Consider the following 22513-nt stretch of genomic DNA (forward strand, 5'->3'; position numbering starts at 1 on the left):
AGGCTCAGCGCTTGTAGAAGGACAACGTGACCTCGCCGAGGCGGACACCGAACTTGCTCATCACTGCCTTGTTCAGCATCACGCGCTCGTCCATCAGGTACATCCAGTCGTCGAACTGCACGTCGATGACCCTGCCGTCCACCGGCAGGCGCAGCGTGTAGCGCCAGTTGAAGGCGTTGCCCGCGGCCTGTCCCTGTGCCTCGCCGCTCACGTCGTCTGCGGTGCCGGTGTAGCGGCCGCCGTCGAGCTTCTTCAGGCGCCAGACGCGGCGCTGTTTCGTGCCGTCGCTGTAGGTGAAGTCCTCGTCGAGCACGCCGTCGTGGCCCTGCCAGCTGCACTTCATCACCACGCGGAAGCGCTTGACGACCTTGCCCGAGCGGTCGGTGAACACGCCATGGGCGTCGAGCGTGCCGTTGAAGTACTGGGCGAGGTCGAGCGTCGGCTGCTCGGCGGCGTAGTCTGCGACGGTCGGGCCGGCGCAGCCGGTCAGGCCGCCGGTGGCCGCGAGTGCCACGGTGGCGCCGACGGCCGCCAGCAGGGTGCGCTTGTTCATGCGAAATCTCCAGCGTCGGGGTGGCGCAGCCACAGCGCCCACAGCAGCAGCGCGGCGCCGAGCTTCAGCGCGCACGGCAGCAGGCAGTAGGCGAAGCTCAGCGCGGCGAGCGCCTGGGGGTCTCGCGCACCGGTCTCGTAGCCCGTGGCCTGCAGCAACGGCAAGGCCACGCCCGCGGCGAGCGCGAGGTTGAGCTTGGTCGCGAAGTTCCACCAGCCGAGGTAGGCGCCCTCGCCGTGGCCGGCGTGGCCAGCACGCTGGATCACGCCGGTCAGCAGCGCGCCGGGTAGCGTGAGGTCGGCGCCGAGCGCCGCGCCGCTGGCGATGCACACCGCGAGGAAGCCGAGCGTGTCGCCGGCGCCCAGCGTCGCGGCCCAGCCGAAGGTGGCAATCGCCAGCCCCATGCCGGCGAGCCAACTGCGCGCCAGGCCGAAGCGGGCGACGCTGCGCAGCCACAGCGGGATCGATAGCGCGCCGGCCGCGAAGTACGCTGCCAGGAAAGCAGGCTCCCAGGCCGGTGCCTGCAACCGGTCGCGGATGAAGAACAGCACCAGCGTGGCCGGTACTGCGCTGGCGATGCCGTTGACGATGAAGATCGCCAGCAGGCGTCGAAACGCCGTCACGCGAAACGGCTGCACCGATGCGGCGCCGCCGGCGTCCAGAGGTGGGCGAAGCACCGCCCTTGGTGCCTGCCGCAGCAGCGCCAGCCCGGCCAGCAGCAGCACCGCGAACACCAGCGTGGTGGCCTGCAGGCCGGACGCCGACGGCAGCACGCTGGCGATCAGCACGCCCACCACCGCGGCCCCTTCGCGCCACGCGACCACGCGGGCGCGGCCCGCCTCGTCGCCGCCGAGCCGTGCCCCCCAGGCCTGGTGGACCACCGAGACCACGCTGTAGCCCAGGTAGGTGAAGACCAGACCGATCGCGCACCACGCGAGCAGGGCCGCCGTGCCTTCGACGGCGGGAAAGAACAGCGCGCGAAAGCCGGTCGCGAGCACCAGCGCCGCGATCGTGGCGGCCCACCACGCTGACAGGACCTTCCGCGCGAACAGCCGGTCCACCCAGCGGCCGATCAGGGGGTCGGCCAGCGCGTCCAGCAGGCGCGCGGCGAGCAGCACGGCGCCGAGCGCGGCCAGCGGCACGCCGAACTGCGCCGCGTAGTGGTTCGGCAGCAGCACGTACAGCGGCAGTGCGACGAAGGCCAGCGGCAGGCCGAGGGCGCCGTAGCGCAGGCCGTCGCCGGACGAAGCCAGCCCGGCTGTGGCGGGCGGCAGGCCGAGCGCTGCCATGGCCCGCTCGCTCATGGCGTGCCCCCGAGCAGCGATCGCCGCAGCGCCGGCTGCGAGGTCTGCGGGCCGAGCCAGATGCCGAAGAAGCGCTGCGCGAACGTGGGGTCGCGCAGCTCGCCGGCCGGCTGGCCGTTGAAGTAGAAGCGCGCCATCTCGCCCGGCCGGTGCACCCCGGTGATCCGGGAGCCGGCCACCACGTTGGGGAAGGTCGTCGTCATGAAGGCCAGCCAGCCCTGTCGCTGAGCGTCGGGCAGCGGGCCGGCGCGCTGCATCTCGTCGATCGAGCGCTCGGCGATCTTCTCGCCGTCGAGCGAGCGGGCGTACTCGAGCTCGAGCGCGAAGCGGTGCGCCGCATAGTCCTCCCGGCTGGGGGCGGTGGCGGGATAGTCGGGGCCCACCCACAACCGGGCGTCGTAGATGTGCAGGCCGAAGTAGCGCAGACGGCCGCTGCCCTGCAGGCGTGCGCCTGGCAGCTCGGCCAGCGCCTCGGCCGGAGGCCTGGCCGTGGCTTGCGCCCGCAGCGCCGGCACGGCCGCCGCGCACGCGGCGGCGGCCAGGAGCTGCAGGCAGGCGCGACGTTCCATCAAACGCTCGCCGCGCCGGGCTTGCGCAGGGTGAACTGCACGATGTCGGTGTTGCCGGCCGCGAAGGCCGCCTCGCAGTAGGCGAGGTAGAACTCCCAGATGCGCACGAAGCGCGTGTCGAAGCCGAGTTGGCGCACGCGGGCCTCCTCGCCCATGAAGCCTTCGCGCCAGCGCCGCAGCGTCTCGGCGTAGTCGGGACCGAAGCGGAAGGTCGTCTCCACCTCGAATCCAGCGCGGCGGGCCTCGGCCTCGAAGGCGCCGATGCTCGGCAGCAGCCCGCCGGGGAAGATGTACTGCTGGATGAAGTCGGTGCTCCTCATGTAGCGATCGAACAGGTCGTCGCGGATCGTGATGCTCTGGATGCAGGCCCGACCGCCGGGCCGGAGCTTGTCGGACAGCGTGCGGAAGTAGTCGTCCCAGTAGGCGCGGCCGACCGCCTCGAACATCTCGATCGAGATCACCGCGTCGAACGGACCGTCGGGGATGTCGCGGTAGTCCTGGAAGCGCAGGTCGCCCAGGCTCGTGAGGCCGTGGCGCCGCAGCCGCTGCTGCGCGTAATCGAGCTGCTCGGACGACAGCGTGACGCCGGTCACGTGGGCACCGAAGTCGCGCGCCGCGACCTCGGCCACGCCGCCCCAGCCGCAGCCGATCTCGAGCACGCGCGATCCCGCCGTCACGCCGGCCTCGGTCAGTGCGCGCCGGATCTTGGCGTGCTGGCCCTCGGCCGTGGAGCGCCGCGGATCGCCGTCGAACCAGGCGCTCGAGTAGCTCATCGTCTCGTCGAGCCAGAGCGCATAGAAGGCGTTGCCGAGGTCGTAGTGCGCGTGGATGTTCTTCTTGCTGCCACGGCGCGAGTTGCGGTTGAGCAGGTGCCGGACGCGGTACAGCAGCGAGCCCCACCAGCTGCCGTAGACCAGGGTCTCGATCTCCTCGCGATTGGCGACGAACAGCCGCAGCAGTGCCGCCAGGTCGGGCGTGCTCCAGTCGCCGGCGATGTAGCTCTCGGCGAAGCCGATGTCGCCGCTGCGCAGCGCCGCGCCGCAGACGCCCCAGTTGCGCAGCCGGATCGCGGCGCGAACGTCGCCGCCCTCGCGCAGGCCGCCGAAGCGTGCGCTCGTGCCGTCGGGCATCTGCACGTCGAGCTGACCGTGCCGCAGCCGCGTCAGCAGCCGGAACACGGCGCGCGCGGCAGCGGGCGCCGACGGCGGCAGGGTGGCGGGCTCGAGACGCGGCACGGTGCCGCCATGGGTGGTGGTGTTCATCGGTCGTTCAGCGGCTGACGAAGGCGCGGGGCGGGACGGGTTTGCCGAAGAAGGGCACGCGCTTGAGCCACAGCCGCAGCGCCTGCCAGTGGATGCGCGCGATCACGCCGGCGCTCATCAGCGGCATGCGCCAGAAGGCACGCCGCAGGCTCGCCGCGTTCAACGGCACGAGCGCGCCGCTGACGCTGGTCTGCAGCAGGGGCCCCTGGGTGTCGTCGTGCGCGATGCAGGCGACGATGTGCTCGATCGCGTCCGGGTGGGACCGCCGCGCCGCGGGGCTCGGATGCGTGGTGCGCAGGAACCGGAAGCGGTAGCGTCCCTCGATGGCGCAGAACGGCGAGACGTGGAAGACCTTCGCGGCGCTCAGCTCCCGACCCCAGGCCAGGCCGTCGCCGTGCAGCAGGTAGCAGTGGCGCTCGCCGAAGGTGTTGTTCACTTCCGCGACGATCGCGGCGAGCGAGCCGTCCTCGCGGTGCGCGTACCAGAAGCTCACCGGCTTGAACACGTAGCCGAGCACGCGCGGATAGGTCTGCAGCCATACCTCGCCGCGGGCATCGGCGACGCCTTCGCCGGCCAGCAACTCGTCGAGCCAGGCCAGCGCGTCGGCGCGGCCGTCGCCGTGGTCAGTGTCGTGGAAGCCGATCAGGCCGAAACGGTTGCGCGGCAGAGCGATGCAAGGCGTGCTGCGCAGGCTGCGCATCGGCAGCATCAGGAAGTAGGTGGGGTAGGCGAACGCGTGTCGCGTCGGGCGCAGCCGCGTGTGGCGCACGCTGCCGAAGGCGATCAGCGGTCGTGCGGCGATGCCCATGGCCAGCGGGCCGCTCATGCGGCACGCGGCGCGGCCGCAGCGGCCAGCCACCCGCGCACGGCCCGCGCCGCGGCCAGGCCGGACGCCAGCCCGTCCTCGTGGAAGCCGTAGCCGGTCCAGGCGCCGCAGTACCAGCGCTGCGCGCTGCCGCCCTGGATGTCCGGCAGGCGCCGCTGCGCTTCAATGGCCGCGAGGTCGAACACCGGGTGGGCGTAGTCGTAATCGCCGAGCACGCTGCCGCGCGCCGGTTCGCGGGTCGGGTTCAGCGACACGACGACAGGCTGCTGGAACGGCAACGGCTGCAGCCGGTTCATCAGGTAGTGCAGGCAGACCGCAGCCTGCTCGCGCGAGCCGGTCGTGGCGCGCTCGTAGTTCCAGGCGGCCCAGGCCCGGCGGCGCTTCGGCAGCACCGAGCTGTCGGTGTGCAGCACCGCGCGATTCGGCTGGTAGCGGATCGCGCCGAGCACGGCGCGTTCTTGCGGGGTCGGATCGGCCAGCAGCGCCAGCGCCTGGTCGCTGTGGCAGGCCAGCACGACCGCGTCGAACGGCAGGCTGCCGGCGTCGGTGGCGACCCGCACGCCGCCGGGCACGTGCATCACCCGACGCACCGGCGTGGACAGGCGCACGTCGGCCAGTCGCTCGGCGATCTTCCGGACGTAGTGCCGCGCGCCGCCGCGCACCGTGTGCCACTGCGGCCGGTCGGTCACCTGGATCAGGCCGTGGTTGTGGCAGAAGCGGATCATCGTCGCGACCGGAAAACGCAGCATCTGATCGGTCGGACAGGACCAGATGCAGCCGATCATCGGCAGGAAGTACCAGTCGCGGAACTCGGGGCTGAAGGCGTGCTCGGCCAGGAAATCGCCGATCGGCTGCGTGAGCTGCGCATCCTCGTTGCGCTCCGCGATCGCGGTCGCGAGACGGTTGAAACGCAGGATGTCCCTCAGCATCCGCCAGAACCGCGGGCGCGCGACGTTTCGGCGCTGCGCGAACACCGTGTCCAGATTGCAGCCGCTCCACTCGAGCCCCGCGGCCCCGGCGTCGGGCGCCTGCACCGAGAACGACATGTCCGACGGCGCGGTCGCCACGCCGAGGGCCTCGAACAGGCCCACCAGCTTGGGATAGGTGCGGTGGTTGAACACCAGGAAGCCGGTGTCCACGCCGTGAGAGACCGGACCGTTCGTGCCCGGGAGCGTGATGTCGACCGTGTGGGTGTGCCCGCCGAGATAGTCGCCCGCTTCGAACAGCGTCACCGCGAGCGGCGCCGGCGAGGGCTCCGTGGTCAGGGCGTGGGCCGCAGCCAGACCGGCAATCCCTGACCCGATGACGGCGACGCGGCGCATCGGCATCACCGCGCAGACGGCGCGACGCCGGTGCGGACACCGGCGTCGCGGGTCAGGATCGGGTCGGCGAGGGACTCGATCGGAAGAACAAATGCTGCGAAGCGCCCCTGAGCCAAGGAGGGAGGGAGGGAGGAGGAGAAGTGCTCAGGGATTTCAATCCACTGGGGAAGGCTTCGCGGCAGAAAAGAGCGCCCGGCAGCGGGACCGGGGGGCCGGGTCCGGGAAGGACGGCGGCAACCTTTGCTGCGACCGACATGGCCGCGGAATGTTCCGTAGGTGGGTGCAACGACTTGCAAGCAGCTCCATGGATGCCCGTCTCTGGCATTGGCGTTGCCGCTCTCGGGCTGTAACTTATTGAACTGCATGGTCTATATATTACTGTTCAGTCTTATTGTGAATCCACAAGTTTTTCAATCTCTTGGACAAACACAGGGTCTTGCGGGTCGGTCTGACTCGAGAAGCTGAGCACGACCTGCCCGTCGCGGCCGATCAGGTACTTGTGGAAATTCCATGCGGGCGTCTTCCCGGTGCGCTGCGCGAGGTCTGCGTACAACGGGTTGCGGGCGCTGCCCTTCACGCTGGACTTCGCGAACATCGGAAACCTGACGCCGAAGGTGTTCTCGCAGAATGCGGCGATGTCCTGGTTGCTGCCGGGTTCCTGCGAGCCGAAGTCATTGGACGGGAAGCCGAGCACGACCAGGCCTCTCGACTGGTACCGGGCGTGCAGCGCCTCGAGCCCCTTGTACTGGGAGGTGAAGCCGCAATAACTGGCGGTGTTGACCACCACCACCACCTTGCCGGCGTACTGGCAGAGGTTCTGCGGCTTCTCGTCTTGCAGGCGGGGGAAGCTGCGGTCCAGCAACGGCGGGCACGCGGCCTGTGCGCCGCTGCCCACGATGCACAGTAGCGCGGCGATCGCGAGGCGTCGCAACGCCGAGCGACCGAGCCACGGACGGCGCCGTGGCGAGAGGGTGGCGCTGGCTGATCTCGTGGCAAGAGTGGGCATGAGGATCTCCTGTTTGTCCTGGTCAAACGCTGGAACTGATCTATATTACGAGCGCCCATGCCCCCGTCAAATGCTGGTCGACCCGCAATGAAACGTGTATCCCCGGTTTGTCGATGGCCGTGCGCGAGCTGGCGCCAGCGGCGATGAGCACACGCAGCGAAACCCGTCCCATCGCCCTGTCCATCGCGGCGGTCGAGCGCGACACGGGGCTGACGAAGGACACCTTGCGCATCTGGGAGCGCCGCTACGGCTTCCCCGTGCCGGACCGGAACGCGCTGGCCGAGCGCTTCTATCCGCTGGATCAGGTGGAGAAGCTGCGCGTCATCAAGCGCCTGCTCGACGCCGGGCACCGGCCTGGGCAGATCGTCGCGCAGCCGGTCGACGCCCTGCTGCGGCTCAGCGACAGCAGCGCCGCGGTCGCGGGACCGCGCGGCGATCCCGGCCAACCCGATCTTCGCGCCTACGTCGATCTGGTGCGCGCTCATGACGTGGACGGACTGCGCCGCCAATTGGCGCAGGCACAACTGCAGCTGGGGTTGGCGCGCTTCGTCATCGAGGTCATCTCGCCCTTGAATACGTTGATCGGCGACGCTTGGATGCGCGGTCATCTGGAAGTCTTCGAGGAGCACCTGTACACCGAATCGATGCACGTGCTGCTGCGTCAGGCCATCAGCACGGTGCCGGTGCCCGAGACGGGCAGCCGGCCCCGCGTGTTGCTGACCACCTTCCCGCACGAGCCGCACGGCCTGGGGCTGCTGATGGCCGAACCGCTGTTCCTGCTGGAAGGTTGCCGCTGCCTGAGCCTGGGGGTGCAGACGCCGATCTGGGACATCGTGCTGGCCGCCAAGTCGCAGCGCGCCGACATCGTGGCGCTGAGCTTCAGCTCGATACTCACACCGACGGCGGTCACGACCGGTCTCGCGGAGTTGCGGGAGAAGTTGCCGCCGTCGATCGAGATCTGGGCCGGCGGCAGTGCGCCGGTGCTGCAGCGCCGGCCGGTGGCGGGTGTGACGGCGCTGGCCGCGCTGGGTGCGATCGCCGGGGAAACGCGGCGCTGGCGCGCGCAGCACGGTTGAGCGCGACGCATTTTCCGCTCAAGAAGGCGCTGCTCGGCGCACGGGATATGACGCCGTCGTGTCACGCCCGCCACCTACAATCGGCGCAGCTCAACAAGGGGCCGACATGCTTTACCCCGAACTCTTCAAGCAACTCGAATCCGTGCGCTGGAACATGGACAAGGACATTCCTTGGGACCAGTTCGACGCCAGCCGCCTCTCGGAAGAGCAGGCGCAGACCGTCAAGATGAACGCCATCACCGAGTGGGCGGCGCTGCCGGCCACCGAGATGTTCCTGCGCGACAACCGTGACGACAGCGACTTCTCGGCCTTCATGAGCGTGTGGTTCTTCGAGGAGCAGAAGCACTCGCTGGTGCTGATGGAATACCTGCGTCGCTTCCGGCCCGATCTGGTGCCCACCGAGGCCGAACTGCACGAGGTGCGTTTCGAGTTCGATCCCGCCCCGGCGCTCGAGACGCTGATGCTGCACTTCTGTGGCGAGATCCGCCTCAACCACTGGTACCGCCGCGCGGCTGAGTGGCACGACGAGCCGGTCATCAAGGCGATCTACGAAACGCTGGCGCGCGACGAAGCGCGCCACGGCGGCGCCTACCTGCGCTACATGAAGCGCGCACTGCAGAAGTTCGGCGACGAGGCCAAGGCCGCGTTCGCCAAGGTCGGCGTGCTGATGGCGAGTGCGCGCCGCACCGCGCAGGCCCTGCACCCGACCAACCTGCATGTCAACGAGAGGCTGTTCCCGCGCGACACCATCCAGTCGCGCCTGCCCGATCCCGAGTGGCTGGAGGCCTGGCTCGACAAGCAGATCCAGTTCGATGCCGTGTGGGAGAACAAGGTGGTCGAACGCATCCTGCACAACCTGAGCCTGCTGATGGAGCGCAGCTTCGAGAGCGTCCAGGAGCTCAACCGCTTCCGCAAGGAAATGACGCAGAAGCTGGCCGCCACCGCGGCGGCGGCTTCGGCGGCCGGCGGCCCCCCGGGCACCCAGCCGGCCTGATCGAGTCCGCCTCATCGCGGCCGCCCGGCGCGGGGCACGCGACAATGGCGGCATGAAGCCCCCTGCCTTCCACGGCAAGCTCTGCTCCCGCCGGGCCTTGAGTCAGCGCCTCGGCGAACTCGCGCGGCCGATCGTCTTCACCAACGGCGTGTTCGACATCCTGCACCGGGGTCACGTCGAGTACCTGGCGCAGGCGCGCTCGCTCGGCGGCAGTCTGGTGGTCGCAGTGAACAGCGACGCGTCGGCGCGCGGCCTCGGCAAGGGGCCGGACCGACCGCTGAACCGCGAGGCCGACCGCGCCGCGGTGCTGGCGGCGCTCGAGAGCGTGAGCCTCGTCACGCTGTTCGACGAGCCGACGCCGGTCGAGTTGCTGAAGCAGGTGCGACCTGACCTGTACGTCAAGGGCGGTGACTACGACATGGAGACGCTGGCCGAGACCGCGCTGGTGCGCAGCTGGGGCGGCGGCGCGCTCGCCATCCCGTTCCTGCCTGGCTACTCCACCACCGCGCTGGTGCGCCGCATCCGCGACTGAACCCTGGCGTCAACGCCGGCGCAGCAGCAGCCTGGCGAGCAGTGCCCCGGCGATCGCGCCGGTGCTGTGCGCGAGCGGCGCGACCGCGATGTCCCAGCCTTCGGGATGCGCGAGCGGTCCGCGCCACGGCGTTTCGCTCAGCAGCTTGACGGCCAGCACGGCGACGATGGCGCCCCCCAGCCGCCGCGACGCCGCATCCGCGCGCCGCAGCAGCACGACTGCGACGATGGCGACCCCGGCGTGCAATACCCCCGACAGGCCGGCATAGCGCAGCAGGTCGGGCATCAGCAGCAGGCCGAGCTGCGTCAATGGCCACGCCGTCGCCCAGGCGATGGCGGCGCGCATCGGGACGCGGGCGGCGACGCCGAGCGCGACCACCAACAGCCCGCCGGCCAAGTTGACGAGCAGGTGTTGCCGGCTCAGGTGCACCCAGACGGCGCTCCAGGCACGCCACGGTTCGGTGAGCCACAGCGCCGGCTGCCAGTTCAGCACCGGTTCGGCGGTGGGGCTCGGGTAGACCGCGAGCGCCGGCAACAGCATCAGCAGCCCTACCAGGGCCCAGGCGATGCTGCCCGGCCGCACCAGGCTGCGCGGCCCCTCAGCCGAAGACGGCACGGCTGAGCGCGCGCACCGCGGCTCGCTCGGTGGCGAAGGCCTCGCCGTCGAACTGCGTCGGCGCCTCGTCGAGCCGCGCGCGGTGCTGGGCCCGGCGCAGTTCCCGGTAGGCATCGGCGGCGCCCTGGCCCACGCCCGGCGGCAGCAGGCCCACGGTTTCGGCGAGTCGCAGCAGCGCGATGTTGCCGATGTCGTCGCGCAGCGCCGGGTGCGCCGCACCATGCGCCAGCACCAGCGTCTGCACTGCGAACTCGACGTCCATCATGCCGCCCTCGCTGTGCTTCACGTCGAACGGCGGTGGCTGGCCGTCACGGGCCGGCACCGGGTGGGCGGCGCGCACCCGTTCGCGCATGGTGCGGACCTCCTCGCGCAGGGCTGCGGCATCGCGCGGCGCCGCCAGCACCGCGCGCCGCACCGCCTCGACGCGGGGCGCGAGGGCCGGCTCGCCCGCGCACCAGCGCGCCCGCGTGATCGCCTGGTGCTCCCAGGTCCACGCGGTGTTGCTGCCGCGGCCGGCCTGGTAGCGCTCGAACGACGCGATCGAGGTCACCAGCAGTCCCGAGTTGCCGTTGGGGCGCAGCGCGGTGTCGATGTCGAACAGCTCGCCGGCCGCGGTGCGCAGCGTGAGCCAGGTGATCAGCTTGCGCACGAAGGCGGCGTAGACCTCGGCGGCCTTGTCGGGGTCGGCCTCGTCGGCATCGTCGAACAGGAACACCACGTCGAGGTCGGAGCCGTAGCCGAGCTCCTTGCCGCCAAGCTTGCCGTAGGCGACCACCGCGAAATGCGGGTCGTCGCGGTGGCGCTGCCGCAGGTGCTGCCAGGCCCAGCGGATGGCGCAGTCGAGCGTGGCGTCGGCCAGCGCGGACAGATCGTCGGCCACCTGCTCGACGCTGAGCGCTCCCTCGACGTCGCGCACCAGCGTGCGGAACACCTCCGCATGGTGGGCGCGGCGCAGCGTGTCGAGCAGCGACTCCTCGTCGGCCTGGCCGCCGCGCTTCCAGGCACTGTGGCGCTCGTTCAGGTCGCGCAGGTAGGCGGCGCGCTCGAAGCGCCCCTGCAGCGCACGGGCATCGGCCAACTCGTCGATCACACCCGGGTGGCGCATCAGGTAGCGCATCGGCCAGCGCGCCAGGCCCAGCAGTCGCAGCAGCCGGTTCAGCACCTCGGGCCGTTCGGCCAGCAGCGCCAGGTAGCTCTCGCGGCGCAGCAGCGGCTCGAGCCAATCGATGAAGCGAAGCACCGCGTCCTCGCGGATGTCGACCTCGTCGATGGCCAGCGAGGCGCGGCCGATCAGCTTGGCCAGCCGCAGCTTCGTCTCGTCGCGCAGCACGGCGACCTTCGGCGTCGCGCAGAAGCTCCGCACGCGCGCGGCGATCGCCGCCGGCAGGCGCTCGAGGAAGGCTTCGCCGTCGAGCTGGGGCGGCGGGCCGCCGCAGCTCTTGCAGCCGCCGGCGCCCGGCGTGCGGCCGTCGTGCAGCAGCGCGTCGAACTCGGTCGCGACGAACTCGCGGTGCGTGCCCAGCGTGTCGAGCAGCTCGCAGGTGTCGGCCGTGCAGATCAGCCCCATCGAGCGGGCGATCCAGCCGAGATCGGCATCGTCGGTCGGCAGCAGATGCGTCTGCTGGTCGTCGAGGTACTGGATGCGGTGTTCCAGCCGGCGCAGGAAGCGGTAGGCCTCGGCGAGCTTGCCGGCCGTCTCGGGCTTCATCACGCCGACCGCGACCAGCCGCTCCAGCGCGGTCAGCGTCGAGCGCGTGCGCAGCTCGGGGAACTGGCCACCGCGCACCACCTGCAGCAGCTGCACGGTGAACTCGATCTCGCGGATGCCGCCACGCGACAGCTTCACGTCGTTGGCGCGCTCGGGCCGTCCGGCGGCGCGCCGCGCCGCCTCATCGCGGATCTTGCGGTGCAGTTGGCGCAGGCCCTCGAACACGCCGTAGTCGAGGTAGCGACGGAACACGAACGGGATCACCACGTCGCGCAGCGGCAGCGCCTCGCCGCTGGTCATGGCGCTGGCCGGCGCGACCACGCGGCTCTTCAGCCACGCGAAACGTTCCCACTCGCGGCCCTGCACGAGGAAGTACTCCTCCAGCATCGCCAGGCTCACCACCGGCGGGCCGGAGTTGCCGTTCGGCCGCAGCGCGAGGTCGACGCGGAACACGTTGCCGTCCTCGGTGGTCTCGCCGATCAGCGCATAGAGCGTGCGCGCCACCTGGCTGAAGTACTCGTGGTTGCTGATCGACGCGCCGGCGCGGCTGTTGCCATGACCGGCCGTCTGGCCGTCTTCGTCATAGACATAGATCAGGTCGATGTCCGACGACACGTTGAGCTCGACCGCGCCGAGCTTGCCCATGCCCAGCACCCAGAACGCGGCCCGACGGCCGTCGGCCTTGCACGGGATGCCGTGGCGCGCGTCCTGGTCGGCGAAGGCCTGTGCCAGTGCGCGGTCCAGCGTCACCTCGGCCAACGTGCTCATGGTGAGCGTGACGGTGTCGAGCGGGGCGTGCGCCTCGATGTCGAGCACCGCCAGCCGCTCGATCACCAGCTGACGGGCCACGCGCAAGGCGGCCGGCAGGGCCCGGCCGCCGGACTGCAGGGTGTCAATCAAGGCGCCGATGGCTTCGCGTCCCGGCACGCCGGGTGGCAGCAAGGCCAACTCGGCCGGGTAGCGGCGGCGGATGCGCTGGACGAAGCGCGAATGGGCCGCCTGCGCCGGTCCGGTTGGGCAGGCGTTCACCGGGCCGTCGCCGTTGTTCGTGCTTGTTTCAGGCAGGGAACGCATCGTGTGGCCGAAGGGTCTGTGCTAGCGTGCTGCCCGTCGACGGAGCGCCAGACGCGGCATGCCGGCCACGTGGCGGGCCGTGCAGTCAGTGCGGCGCGCAAGGCGTGCGTGCTGCGCGCCCCGCCGCCCGTTCTGCCATTCGATGCCGTCCATCCCGCCTCCCGCCCCTGCCACTGTGTCACCGCCGCCGTCGGTCGCCCGCCCGCCCCGGCGACGTTCCGGCTTGGCCAGGGCAGGGCGCTGGGGACTGGCTGGCGTGCTGCTCGTGTCGAGCATCGTGATCGCGGCGTGGCTGGTTCTGCAGTGGGCGATTCTGCCGCGTATCGAGCACTGGCGTCCCGACATGGAGATGCGTGTGAGCCACGCCTTGGGCGTGCCGGTGCGCATCGGCGCGATCGAAGTCACGGATGGCGGCTCGGTGTGGCGCTGGGCCCGTTCCATCGAGCTGCGCGACGTGGTGCTGTACGAGGCACCGCAGCAGGACATCGAGCCGCGCGAGGCGCTGCGCTTGCCGAGCGTGCGCGCCGTGTTGTCGCCGTCGTCCCTGCTGCCGGGCTGGGACGGGCGCTGGCGGTTGCGCTTCGACCAGTTGCGGGTCGAGGGCGCGCGGCTCGAGGTGCGACGCGACGCGCGCGGTCGCATCCTCGTGGCCGGACTGGAATCATCGGGCCCCGGCGATGAGGGCGCGGCGACGGACTGGTTCTTCAGCCAGCAGGAGTTCGTGATCCAAGGTGGCACCCTGGTGTGGACCGACGAACTGCGGGGCGCGCCCCCGCTGTCGCTCGACGCGGTGGACCTGGTGGTGCGCAACGGCGTGCGGCGCCACGAACTGCGGCTCGACGCCACGCCACCGGCCGAGTGGGGCGAGCGCTTCTCGCTGCGCGGCCATTTCACGCAGCCCTTGCTGGCGCGGCCGGTCGAGGGGCAGGGCGGGTTGCTGGCGCGGCCGGGCGATTGGCGCCGCTGGGTCGGCACGCTCTACGCCGACCTGCCGTCGGCCGACATCGCGCCGCTGCGCCGCCAGGTCGACCTGCCGTTCGACCTCAGCCGCGGCGCCGGCGCGCTGCGCGCCTGGGTCGAGGTGAAGAACGCCGAACCGGTGGCCGCCACCGTCGACCTGGCGCTGCGCGACGTCGTGCTCCGGCTCGCGGCCGATGCCGAGCCGCTGGCCTTCGAGCGCATCGACGGCCGCCTCAGCGGGCGCCCTCCGCTGGGTGACGCGGGCGGCGCGCGCAGCGGTGAACTGCAGGCGCGCCAGTTCGGTTTCGTCACCGCCGACGGCCTGCACTGGCCGGCGGCCGACGCCACGCTGCGCTGGCGACTCGACGAAGCCGGCGCGCTGGCCGGCGGCGAGCTGCGCGCGCAGCGGCTCGACCTCGCGCTGCTGGCCCAGACCCTCGGCAGGTTGCCGGTCGGCTGGATCGGCGCCGACATGCACACGCGGGTGGCGAGCCTGGCGCCGACCGGCATCGCCAGCGAGGTCGAGGCGCGCTGGGACGGACCGCTGGTCGCGCCGCTGCGCTACCGGTTGCAGGCCAGCCTGCGCGGACTGGGGCTGGCCGCGGCCGCCGCGGCGGCACCCGCCGAGGGCGCCTCGGCCCCGGCCTGGCGGCCGGGGCGCCCGGGCCTGCAGGGGGCCGACATCGAGTTGACGGCCAGCGAGAGCGGCGGCGAGGCGACGCTCTCGCTGAGCGACGGTGCGCTGGAGTTCCCGGGCGTGTTCGAACAGCCGCGCATCGCGCTGAAGCGCCTGGGCAGCCGCCTGAACTGGCGCATCGATGCCGGCGCCGGCGGCGCGCCGCCGCGCGTCGAGCTGCGGGCCCGCGAGGTCCGGTTCGCCAACGACGATGCCCAGGGCGAATTCGAGGCCACCTGGCACACCGGAGGAGAGCCAGGGCGCTTGCCGGGCGTGCTCGAGCTCAATGGGCGCCTGAGCGATGCGCTGGCCCCGAGCGTGGCGCGCTACCTGCCGCTGGGCTTGCCGGCGAGCGTGCGGCAGTACGTCGAGCGCGCGGTGCAGGCCGGCCGGGCGAGCGCAGTGAACTTCAAGGTGAGCGGCGATCTGCGGCAGTTTCCGTTCGGCGCGCCGGCCCCTACCGGCGCCCGGCCCGCGGAGCGGGCGGGCGAGTTCCGCATCGCGGCCCGGCTCGAAGGGGTGCGGCTGGCCTACATGCCGGGCGACCCGGGCTGGCCCGGCGAACCGGGAACGGCCGCCGCCGCAGGGCTGCATCCGCCGTGGCCGGCGCTGACCGACATCAAGGGCGAGCTGGTGTTCGACCGCCAGTCGATGGAGCTGCGCGACCTGCGTGGCCGCCTGGGCACCGTGGGCAGCGGCAGCTTCGAGCTGGCACGGGTTCACGGCGGTATCCGCAACCTGGCCGACAACGCCACGCTGGTGATCGAAGGCAACGGCAGCGGCCCGCTGGCCGACGCGCTGCGCTACGTCAATGCAACGCCGGTCGGCGGCTGGATCGGTGGCGCGCTGGCCAAGGCGAGCACCGGTCCCGTGCAGACGCCGATCGAGCTGCAGCTGGCACTCGACATCCCGCTGCTGCACAGCGAGCGCAGCAGCGTGCGCGGCTCGCTGCGGCTGACCGGCAACGACCTGCGGCTGCGGCCCGACCTGCCGCTGCTGGCCAATGCGAAGGCGCGTGTCGCCTTCGGTGACACCAGCTTCTCGCTGACCGGCGGCAGCGCCCGCGTGCTGGGCGGCGAGGCGAGTTTCGATGGAGCCCGGCAGGCCGACGGCAGCCTGCGCTTCAATGTGCAGGGCACGGCCAGCGCCGACGGCCTGCGACGCACGAGCGAACTCGGCCCGCTGGCGGCGCAGGCGGGCGCCGTGCTCGGCGGCCAGACCGGCTACAGGCTCGCGCTGGGGATCGTGCAGGGCCAGGCCGAGTGGCAGCTGAGCAGCAACCTGCTCGGCCTGTCGGTCGACCTGCCGGCGCCGCTGCGCAAGAGCGCCGACCAGGCGCTGCCGCTGCGCGTGCAGGCCAGCCTGGTGCCGGAGTCGATTGCGGCCGGCGGCGGGCCGCCGCGCGACCAGCTGCGCGTCGAGCTGGGCCCCGAGGCCGCCCGCGTCGTGCAGGCGGCCTGGTGGCGCGAGCTGGGTCCGGAAGGTGCCCGGGTGCTGCGCGGCGGCATCGGCGTGCAGGATGCGATGCCGCAGCCGGGCGAGGGCGTGGCGGCCCACCTCAACCTGCCCTACCTCGACCTCGATGCCTGGCAGAAAGTGGCCGAGACCTGGAGCGGCGGCAGCGGCGCTGCGCTGGCGGGCCCCGGCGGCATGGGCTACGCGCCGACCACGGTGGCGCTGCGGGCCAAGGAACTCGTCACCAGCGGGCGGCACCTGCACGAGGTCGTGGTCGGTCTGACGCGCGGCGTCGCGGTCGACGACGCCACCTGGCGCGCCAACCTCGATGCCACCGAGTTCAACGGCTACGCCGAGTACCGCCCGCCCGGGGGTGCCCGCGCCGCGACCGAGGGTGCCGGCCGTCTCCACGCGCGCCTGTCGCGGCTGTCCCTGCCCAAGAGCGAAGCCGACGCGGTCAGCTCGTTGCTCGAGCAGGCCTCGCCCAGCGTGCCGGCGCTCGACATCGTGATCGACGACTTCGAACTGCGCGGCAAGCGCCTCGGCCGGGTCGAGATCGAGGCGCAGAACCGCGAGGCGGAGGCCGGCGAGACGGCGCGCGAATGGCGGCTGAGCAAGTTCCGCCTCGTCACGCCGGAGGCGCAGCTCAATGCCAGCGGCCGCTGGTCGGCGGCCGCGCCCGGCGCGGCGGCACGGCGACGAGCGACCATGGACTTCAAGCTCGACATCGCCGACGGCGGCGCGCTGCTCGCACGGCTCGGCCAGGGCGAGGTGGTGCGCGGCGCCAAGGGCCAGCTGGCCGGACAGGTGAGCTGGCTCGGTTCGCCGCTGGCGATCGACTACGCCAGCCTGGGTGGACAGGTCCGCGTGGCGGTCGAGGGAGGGCAGTTCCTGCAGGCCGATCCCGGCATGGCCAAGCTGCTGGGCGTGCTCAGCCTGCAGTCGCTGCCGCGTCGCCTGCTGCTCGATTTCCGTGACGTGTTCGAGCGAGGCTTCGTGTTCGACAACATCACCGGCGACGTCAGCATCGCGCAGGGCGTGGCGAGCACACGCAACCTGCGGATGCGCGGCGTGCAGGCCGTGGTGCTGATGGAAGGCAGCGCCGACGTCGAGCACGAGACCCAGGACCTGCGCGTCTGGGTGGTGCCCGAGATCAATGCCGGAGCGGCTTCGCTCGCGGTGGCGGCCATCAACCCGGCGGTCGGCCTGGGCAGCTTCGTCGCGCAGTGGCTGTTGCGCCGGCCCATCATGAACGCGGGCACGCGCGAATTCCACGTCACCGGACCGTGGGCCGAGCCCAAGGTCGAGCGCATCGAGCGCAAACTCGGCGACGCGGTGCCGACCGACGAGGCGGCCTCGGCGCCGGCGTCCAAGGAGTCGCCATGAAGATCGCAGCCGTGCAGATGGTGTCCACGCCGCGCGTCGCGGAGAACCTGGCGCGGGCCCGGGCGCTGATCGGCCGGGCGGCCGACGCCGGGGCCGAGCTGGTGGCCCTGCCGGAGTACTTCTGCCTGATGGGCCAGCGCGACACCGACAAGCTCGACGTGGCCGAGGCCGACGGCAGCGGCCCGATTCAGGACCTGCTGGCCGCCGCTGCCCGCGAGTGCGGCGTGTGGCTGGTGGGCGGCACGCTGCCCTTGCGCATCGACGGGCGCCGCGACCGGGCCCACAACACCACGCTGGTGTTCGGCCCCGACGGCCGGCGCGTGGCGCGCTACGACAAGGTCCACCTGTTCCGCTTCGACGACGGCGAGCGACGCTACGACGAGGCCGCCACGCTGCTGCCGGGCGCCACGCCGGTAGCCATCGCGCTCACCGACCGCGCCGGGCACACCTGGCGTGTCGGCCTCAGCATCTGCTACGACCTGCGCTTTCCCGAGCTGTACCGCGCGCTCTGCGTGCCGCCCTGCGACCTGCTGCTGGTGCCGGCCGCCTTCACCTACCCCACCGGCCAGGCGCACTGGGAGCTGTTGCTGCGCGCGCGGGCGGTCGAGAACCAGTGCATGGTGCTGGCGCCGGCGCAGGGCGGCCGCCACGAGAACGGCCGCCGCACCTGGGGTCACACGATGATCGTCGGCCCCTGGGGCGACGTACTGGCGGTGCAGGCCGAGGACGAGGGTGTGGTGATCGCGAGCCTCGACGCTGCCCGCATGGCGCAGGTGCGCGCGCAACTGCCTGCGCTGCAGCACCGCGTGCTGTAGCGCCGCTGCACGCGGCCGCGTCAGCGCCAGCCGAACATCATCTGCCGAGCCAGCAGTCGCTTGGCCGGCGACAACGCCTGCAGCGCCGCCAGACCCAGCCCGCGGGCGCTGGCCAGGCCGGGCAGCGGCCAGGTGAAGCTGCGGGCCAGGAAGTCGGTGGCGGCGATCAGTGCCCAGCGATCCGGGGCACGTTGCCATTCCACCCGCTTCAGTACGGCATCGAAGTCGCCCGCCGCGGCCGGTGCCGCCTGCAGCGCGGCGACCAGCGCATGCGCGTCGCGCAGCCCGAGGTTCAGTCCCTGGCCGGCCACCGGGTGCAGCGTCTGGGCCGCATTGCCGATGCGCACCGTGCGGCCCTCGACCAGCGTGCGCTCGGCATTGAGCCCGAGCGCGAAGCGCTTGAGCGGCGTGATCGCCACGAGGCGGCCGACGCGAGGAGGGAACACCTGGTTCAGCACCGCGAGGCGCTGCGCGTCGTCGAGATCGTGCACCGGGTCGTCGGCGGCATCGACGCACCATACGAGCGCCGCGCGCGCGGCGCCATCGAGCGGCGGCAGCGGCAGCAGCGCCGCCGGACCCTGCGGGGTGAAGCGCTCGTAGGCGGTGCCGGCCGTCGCCGGGGCGCCCGGGCCGGCCAGCGTGACCTGGCCGACCCAGGCGGTCTGGCGGTAGTCGTGCGCCAGTGCCTTGCGCGCCTGCGTCGAGAACACGCCGCCTTCGGCCACCACCGCCAGGTCGTGCAGCTCGGCGATGCCGGCGTCGACCTCCACACCCCCCGCAGCCGGCTTGAGCGCCGCGACCGGCGTGCCGAAGCGGGCCGACAGCCGCCGCGGCTCCTTGGCCACGGCCTCGAACCAGGCGGCCTGCAGCGGCGCGACGATCGCACCGTAGCTGGCCACTGCGCCGAGCTGGTCGACGCCGCACTCGGTCGCCGTCAGCAGCAGCTCGGGTGGCGGCAGACGCAGCACCGAGGCCAGGCCATTCATCAGCAGCGCGGGCTGCTGCTGCGACACGTGCACCGCGGTGATCGCCGTGCTGGCCGGCGCGATGCTCGGCCAGACGCCCAGGCGCTCGAACTCCTGCACGCTGCCGAGCGAGAGCGCCAGCGTGCGCGGATCGCGCGACACGTCCAGGTCGGCGGGCCGCGCGTCGAACACGTGCACGCGGGCCTCAGGCAGCGCGCGCGCCGCGTGCAGCGCCAGCGCCAGCCCCACCGGACCGGCGCCGACCACCGCGAGTGAAAGTTCTGCTGCCATGACCCGCCCTGCTGGCGGCCAGCCGGCACGCCCCCGGAAGAGGGGCGGCGCGACCCGGACCGCGGTCTATGATCCCGCCGCTATTGTGTTCGCTTCCCTCGCTGCAACCCGCTTCACTGGAGGTTCCCCATGGCGCTGATGGATTTCATCAAGAAGCAGTTCATCGACATCCTCGAATGGACCGAGGGCGACGACGGCACGCTGGCCTGGCGCTACCCGATGGCCGGCAACGAGATCCAGTACGGCGGCTCGCTGACGGTGCGCGAATCGCAGATGGCGGTGTTCGTCAACGAGGGCAAGGTGGCCGACGTGTTCGGCCCCGGCATGTACAAGCTCACCACCCAGACGCTGCCGGTGCTGACCTACCTGAAGAACTGGGACAAGCTGTTCCAGTCGCCGTTCAAGAGCGACGTGTACTTCTTCAGCACGCGCCAGCAGATCGACCAGCGCTGGGGCACGACCCAGCCGGTGACGATCCGCGACAAGGACTTCGGCGCGGTGCGCCTGCGCGCCTTCGGTAACTACGCCTACCGCGTGGCCGATCCCAAGCGCTTCCACACCGAGATATCGGGCACGCGCGAGCGCTATACCGTGGCCGACCTCGACGGCCAGCTGCGCGCGCTGATGCTGCAGCACATCAGCGACGCGGTGGCCTCCAGCGGCGTGCCCTTCCTCGACCTGGCGGCCAATCAGGTCGAGTTCGCGCAGCAGCTCGCCACCGTCACCGCGCCGGCCTTCGAGAAGATCGGCCTGAAGCTCGAGGGCGTGACGGTGCAGAACGTCTCGCTGCCCGAGGAGCTGCAGAAGGTGCTCGACCAGAAGATCGGCATGGGCATGGTCGGCGGCGACATGGGCAAGTTCATGCAGTACCAGACGGCGCAGGCGATCCCGAAGTTCGCCGAAGGAGGCGGAGCCGGTGGCGGCAGCGGCATCGCGGGCGACGCGATGGGCCTGGGCGCGGGCGTTGCGCTCGGTCAGGTGCTGGCGCAGAACCTGCAGCAGGGCCTGCAGGGCGGCGGCGCGGCAGCAGCCCCCGCCGCGCCGGCCGCGATCGCACCCGACCAGGTGATGGCGACGATCGAGAAGCTGGCCGACCTGAAGGCCAAGGGCATCCTCACCGACGAGGAGTTCGCGGCGAAGAAGGCCGAGCTGCTGAAGAAGCTGGTGTGAGGTGATGGCGGGCCCTGACTCACACGGCTGAGCCTTGGCCACCGATCCCTCGCCCCAGCGCGCCTACCGCGCCGCCTGCCCCAACTGCGGCGCGGCGGTCGAGTTCCGTTCGGCCGCGTCGGCGCTGGCCGTCTGCAGCTACTGCCGCAGCACGCTGCTGCGCGAGGGCGACGCGCTGCGGCGCATCGGCCAGAGTGCCGAGCTGTTCGACGACCACAGCCCGTTGCAGCTCGGCACCGCCGGGCGCTGGCAGGGCGCGGCGTTCACGCTGGTCGGCCGGCTGCAGGTGCGCTACGCGGGCGGCAGCTGGAACGAATGGCATGCGCTGTTCGACAGCGCCGACCCGACCGACGCCGCGCCGCGCTCCGGCTGGCTCAGCGAGGACAACGGGGGCTACGTCTTCGGCTTCGAGGCGCCGGCGCCACCCGAGGCCCTGCCGCCGCCCGAGGCGCTGCGCGTTGGCGCGCAGCAGGTGCTGGGCCGCGAGAGCTGGTCGGTCGCCAGCGTCACCACAGCCAGGCTGGGGGCCGCCGAGGGCGAGCTGCCCTTCGTGCCGATGCTGGAGCGCGCCTATGTCGTGGCCGAACTGCGCAATGCGCGCGGCGAGGTCGCCAGCATCGACTACGGCCCGGCCAGCGAAGGCCGGCCGCCGCGCTGGTACGTCGGCCGCGGCCTGCAGCTCGCCGAGCTGACGCTGTCGGGCCTGCGCGAGGACGGCAGCACGCGCGATCTGAAGGGGCGCACGCTCGCCTGCCCGAGTTGCGGTGCGTCGGTGGCGGTGCAGCTCGACAGCACGCAGTCGATCGTCTGCGCGCAGTGCCATGCGGTGGTCGATCTGGGCGCACCCGGCGCGCAGGGCGCGGGTGCCGACCTGAAGCACTACGCCCAGGACACCCCGGGCGCCACCGGCGGCGAGCCGCTGATCGCGCTGGGCCGCAGCGGCACGCTGACCCTCGGCGCTGGCGGGCCGCTCCCCTGGCAGGTGGTCGGCTACGTCGAGCGCTGCACGCTGCCCGAGGCCGGCGACGACGAGCAGAGCTTCTGGCGCGAGTACCTGCTCTACAACCGCCAGGCCGGCTTCGCCTTCCTGGTCGATGCCGAGGACGGCTGGAGCTGGGTGCGGCCGCTGACCGGCGCGCCGCAGGTCAGCGGCGCCACCGCCCGCTGGCAGGGCGACAGCTACCGCGAGCTCTACCGCTACAGCGGCCAGATCACCTACGTGCTCGGCGAGTTCTACTGGCGGCTGGCGCGCGGCGAGCGCACCCGCAACACCGATTACCGCGGCCCCGGCGGCAAGCAGCTCAACCGCGAGCAGACCGGCGAGGGCGGTGACGCCGAGGTCACCTGGTCGGCCGGCGCGGCGCTCGACGCCGACGTGCTGTTCAAGGCCTTCAAGCTCGACGACGGCCAGCGCGCCGCGCTGCAGCGCGACGCCAAGCCGGTGTCGACAAAGGGCTTCGGCGGCATGGCCGGGCTGTTCCTCTTCCTGCTGTTCGTCGTGGTCGTCTTCTCGATGGTGCGTTGCGGCCGCGACGACTGCAGCGAGCTGCGCCGCACCTACGGCGAGGCCAGCAACGAATACCAGAGTTGCGCGCGCAACAGCGGCAGCGGCGTGCGCAGCTCGGGCGGGTCCTACGGCGGTTTCAGCACCGGTGGCGGCGGGCACAAGTAAGCTGCCCTCGATTCATCAACACAGGAGCGACGCATCATGATGGGTATGGAGTGGCTGAGGCCAGGGGTCTTCTTCGGCTCGATCCTGTTCGCGCTGATCGGCGTGCTGGTGTTCTGGATCTGTTTCGTGATCATCGACAAGCTCACGCCCTACGACCTGTGGGCTGAGATCGTCGAGAAGCAGAACAAGGCGCTGGCACTGGTGGTGGCGGCGATGTGCCTGGCGATCGGGCTGATCGTCGCCGCGGCGATCCATGGCTGACCGCGCGCACCCGGCGCAGCC

Annotated in this window: 18 protein-coding genes; 8 read left to right on the forward strand and 10 right to left on the reverse strand. The window is 71.7% G+C overall.

Annotation, left to right across the window (positions count from 1 at the left end):
- Window positions 1–4: 4 nt before the first annotated feature.
- The 7 genes from MPE_RS01145 to MPE_RS01175 all read right to left on the reverse strand — a co-directional run bounded on the left by MPE_RS01145 (window position 5) and on the right by MPE_RS01175 (window position 6842).
- Window positions 5–553 (reverse strand): DUF3833 domain-containing protein, encoded by a 549-nt coding sequence (locus MPE_RS01145; protein WP_011827832.1) that lies wholly within the window; start codon window positions 551–553, stop codon window positions 5–7.
- A complete protein-coding gene (locus tag MPE_RS01150) occupies window positions 550–1857 on the reverse strand; it encodes an MFS transporter (RefSeq protein ID WP_011827833.1) in 1308 nt (435 codons plus the stop codon). Before MPE_RS01150 ends, MPE_RS01145 begins: the two co-directional genes overlap by 4 nt.
- The gene (locus tag MPE_RS01155; RefSeq protein ID WP_011827834.1) at window positions 1854–2426 is read right to left on the reverse strand and encodes a chalcone isomerase family protein; all 573 of its coding nucleotides are present in this window, start codon (window positions 2424–2426) and stop codon (window positions 1854–1856) included. The genes MPE_RS01150 and MPE_RS01155 overlap by 4 nt, the downstream gene beginning before the upstream one ends.
- Complete coding sequence (locus MPE_RS01160; protein ID WP_011827835.1) at window positions 2426–3688, reverse strand: SAM-dependent methyltransferase; 1263 nt, start codon at window positions 3686–3688, stop codon at window positions 2426–2428. Before MPE_RS01160 ends, MPE_RS01155 begins: the two co-directional genes overlap by 1 nt.
- A gap of 7 nt (window positions 3689–3695) precedes the next feature.
- Window positions 3696–4490 (reverse strand): DUF1365 domain-containing protein, encoded by a 795-nt coding sequence (locus MPE_RS01165; protein WP_036251177.1) that lies wholly within the window; start codon window positions 4488–4490, stop codon window positions 3696–3698.
- Window positions 4491–4510: 20 nt separating this feature from the next.
- On the reverse strand, window positions 4511–5836 hold the full coding sequence (locus tag MPE_RS01170; protein ID WP_011827837.1) for an NAD(P)/FAD-dependent oxidoreductase: 1326 nt from the start codon (window positions 5834–5836) through the stop codon (window positions 4511–4513).
- Window positions 5837–6224: 388 nt separating this feature from the next.
- Window positions 6225–6842 (reverse strand): glutathione peroxidase, encoded by a 618-nt coding sequence (locus tag MPE_RS01175; protein WP_011827838.1) that lies wholly within the window; start codon window positions 6840–6842, stop codon window positions 6225–6227.
- A 143-nt stretch (window positions 6843–6985) separates the two neighbouring features.
- On the opposite strand from MPE_RS01175, the gene MPE_RS01180 reads away from it, so the two are divergent.
- The 3 genes from MPE_RS01180 to rfaE2 all read left to right on the forward strand — a co-directional run bounded on the left by MPE_RS01180 (window position 6986) and on the right by rfaE2 (window position 9444).
- Complete coding sequence (locus tag MPE_RS01180; RefSeq protein ID WP_041929807.1) at window positions 6986–7918, forward strand: MerR family transcriptional regulator; 933 nt, start codon at window positions 6986–6988, stop codon at window positions 7916–7918.
- Window positions 7919–8024: 106 nt separating this feature from the next.
- Complete coding sequence (locus MPE_RS01185; protein WP_011827840.1) at window positions 8025–8912, forward strand: ferritin family protein; 888 nt, start codon at window positions 8025–8027, stop codon at window positions 8910–8912.
- A gap of 52 nt (window positions 8913–8964) precedes the next feature.
- Entirely contained in the window at window positions 8965–9444 is a 480-nt protein-coding gene (gene rfaE2 / locus MPE_RS01190) for a D-glycero-beta-D-manno-heptose 1-phosphate adenylyltransferase (protein ID WP_011827841.1), read from the forward strand.
- 9 nt (window positions 9445–9453) lie between these two features.
- Here the strand turns inward: rfaE2 and rrtA are convergent, their stop codons facing one another.
- Window positions 9454–10059: a rhombosortase gene (gene rrtA / locus MPE_RS01195; RefSeq protein ID WP_041929488.1), complete on the reverse strand. Its 606-nt coding sequence runs from the start codon at window positions 10057–10059 to the stop codon at window positions 9454–9456.
- Entirely contained in the window at window positions 10043–12841 is a 2799-nt protein-coding gene (gene glnE, locus MPE_RS01200) for a bifunctional [glutamate--ammonia ligase]-adenylyl-L-tyrosine phosphorylase/[glutamate--ammonia-ligase] adenylyltransferase (RefSeq protein WP_011827843.1), read from the reverse strand. The genes rrtA and glnE overlap by 17 nt, the downstream gene beginning before the upstream one ends.
- 256 nt (window positions 12842–13097) lie before the next feature.
- Here glnE and MPE_RS01205 point away from each other — a divergent pair, with 256 nt between their 5' ends.
- Both MPE_RS01205 and MPE_RS01210 read left to right on the forward strand, forming a co-directional pair.
- Window positions 13098–17318 carry a YhdP family protein gene (locus MPE_RS01205; protein ID WP_049820737.1) on the forward strand — a complete coding sequence of 1407 codons (4221 nt, stop codon included), beginning with the start codon at window positions 13098–13100 and terminating at the stop codon, window positions 17316–17318.
- A complete protein-coding gene (locus MPE_RS01210) occupies window positions 17315–18133 on the forward strand; it encodes a carbon-nitrogen hydrolase family protein (RefSeq protein WP_011827845.1) in 819 nt (272 codons plus the stop codon). Before MPE_RS01205 ends, MPE_RS01210 begins: the two co-directional genes overlap by 4 nt.
- A 20-nt stretch (window positions 18134–18153) precedes the next feature.
- Here the strand turns inward: MPE_RS01210 and MPE_RS01215 are convergent, their stop codons facing one another.
- Complete coding sequence (locus MPE_RS01215) at window positions 18154–19389, reverse strand: FAD-dependent monooxygenase (protein WP_011827846.1); 1236 nt, start codon at window positions 19387–19389, stop codon at window positions 18154–18156.
- Between the two features lie 129 nt (window positions 19390–19518).
- Between MPE_RS01215 and MPE_RS01220 the strand changes: the two genes are divergently transcribed.
- From MPE_RS01220 to MPE_RS01230, 3 genes are read left to right on the forward strand one after another with little or no spacing between them, the layout of a single operon-like run.
- Entirely contained in the window at window positions 19519–20559 is a 1041-nt protein-coding gene (locus MPE_RS01220; RefSeq protein ID WP_011827847.1) for an SPFH domain-containing protein, read from the forward strand.
- Between the two features lie 34 nt (window positions 20560–20593).
- The gene (locus MPE_RS01225; RefSeq protein WP_011827848.1) at window positions 20594–22231 is read left to right on the forward strand and encodes a DUF4178 domain-containing protein; all 1638 of its coding nucleotides are present in this window, start codon (window positions 20594–20596) and stop codon (window positions 22229–22231) included.
- A 36-nt stretch (window positions 22232–22267) separates the two neighbouring features.
- Entirely contained in the window at window positions 22268–22492 is a 225-nt protein-coding gene (locus MPE_RS01230; RefSeq protein ID WP_011827849.1) for a DUF350 domain-containing protein, read from the forward strand.
- Window positions 22493–22513 lie beyond the last annotated feature (21 nt).

This window comes from Methylibium petroleiphilum PM1, assembly GCF_000015725.1.
Taxonomy (GTDB): domain Bacteria; phylum Pseudomonadota; class Gammaproteobacteria; order Burkholderiales; family Burkholderiaceae_C; genus Methylibium; species Methylibium petroleiphilum.

What these genes read in the sequence shown, in the direction of transcription:
- MPE_RS01145 (WP_011827832.1), bottom strand. Translation starts at nt 553, where the DNA reads ATGAACAAGCGCACCCTGCTGGCGGCCGTCGGCGCCACCGTGGCACTC.
- MPE_RS01150 (WP_011827833.1), bottom strand. Translation starts at nt 1,857, where the DNA reads ATGAGCGAGCGGGCCATGGCAGCGCTCGGCCTGCCGCCCGCCACAGCC.
- MPE_RS01155 (WP_011827834.1), bottom strand. Translation starts at nt 2,426, where the DNA reads ATGGAACGTCGCGCCTGCCTGCAGCTCCTGGCCGCCGCCGCGTGCGCG.
- MPE_RS01160 (WP_011827835.1), bottom strand. Translation starts at nt 3,688, where the DNA reads ATGAACACCACCACCCATGGCGGCACCGTGCCGCGTCTCGAGCCCGCC.
- MPE_RS01170 (WP_011827837.1), bottom strand. Translation starts at nt 5,836, where the DNA reads ATGCGCCGCGTCGCCGTCATCGGGTCAGGGATTGCCGGTCTGGCTGCG.
- MPE_RS01175 (WP_011827838.1), bottom strand. Translation starts at nt 6,842, where the DNA reads ATGCCCACTCTTGCCACGAGATCAGCCAGCGCCACCCTCTCGCCACGG.
- MPE_RS01180 (WP_041929807.1), top strand. Translation starts at nt 6,986, where the DNA reads ATGAGCACACGCAGCGAAACCCGTCCCATCGCCCTGTCCATCGCGGCG.
- MPE_RS01185 (WP_011827840.1), top strand. Translation starts at nt 8,025, where the DNA reads ATGCTTTACCCCGAACTCTTCAAGCAACTCGAATCCGTGCGCTGGAAC.
- rfaE2 (WP_011827841.1), top strand. Translation starts at nt 8,965, where the DNA reads ATGAAGCCCCCTGCCTTCCACGGCAAGCTCTGCTCCCGCCGGGCCTTG.
- glnE (WP_011827843.1), bottom strand. Translation starts at nt 12,841, where the DNA reads ATGCGTTCCCTGCCTGAAACAAGCACGAACAACGGCGACGGCCCGGTG.
- MPE_RS01210 (WP_011827845.1), top strand. Translation starts at nt 17,315, where the DNA reads ATGAAGATCGCAGCCGTGCAGATGGTGTCCACGCCGCGCGTCGCGGAG.
- MPE_RS01215 (WP_011827846.1), bottom strand. Translation starts at nt 19,389, where the DNA reads ATGGCAGCAGAACTTTCACTCGCGGTGGTCGGCGCCGGTCCGGTGGGG.
- MPE_RS01220 (WP_011827847.1), top strand. Translation starts at nt 19,519, where the DNA reads ATGGCGCTGATGGATTTCATCAAGAAGCAGTTCATCGACATCCTCGAA.
- MPE_RS01230 (WP_011827849.1), top strand. Translation starts at nt 22,268, where the DNA reads ATGATGGGTATGGAGTGGCTGAGGCCAGGGGTCTTCTTCGGCTCGATC.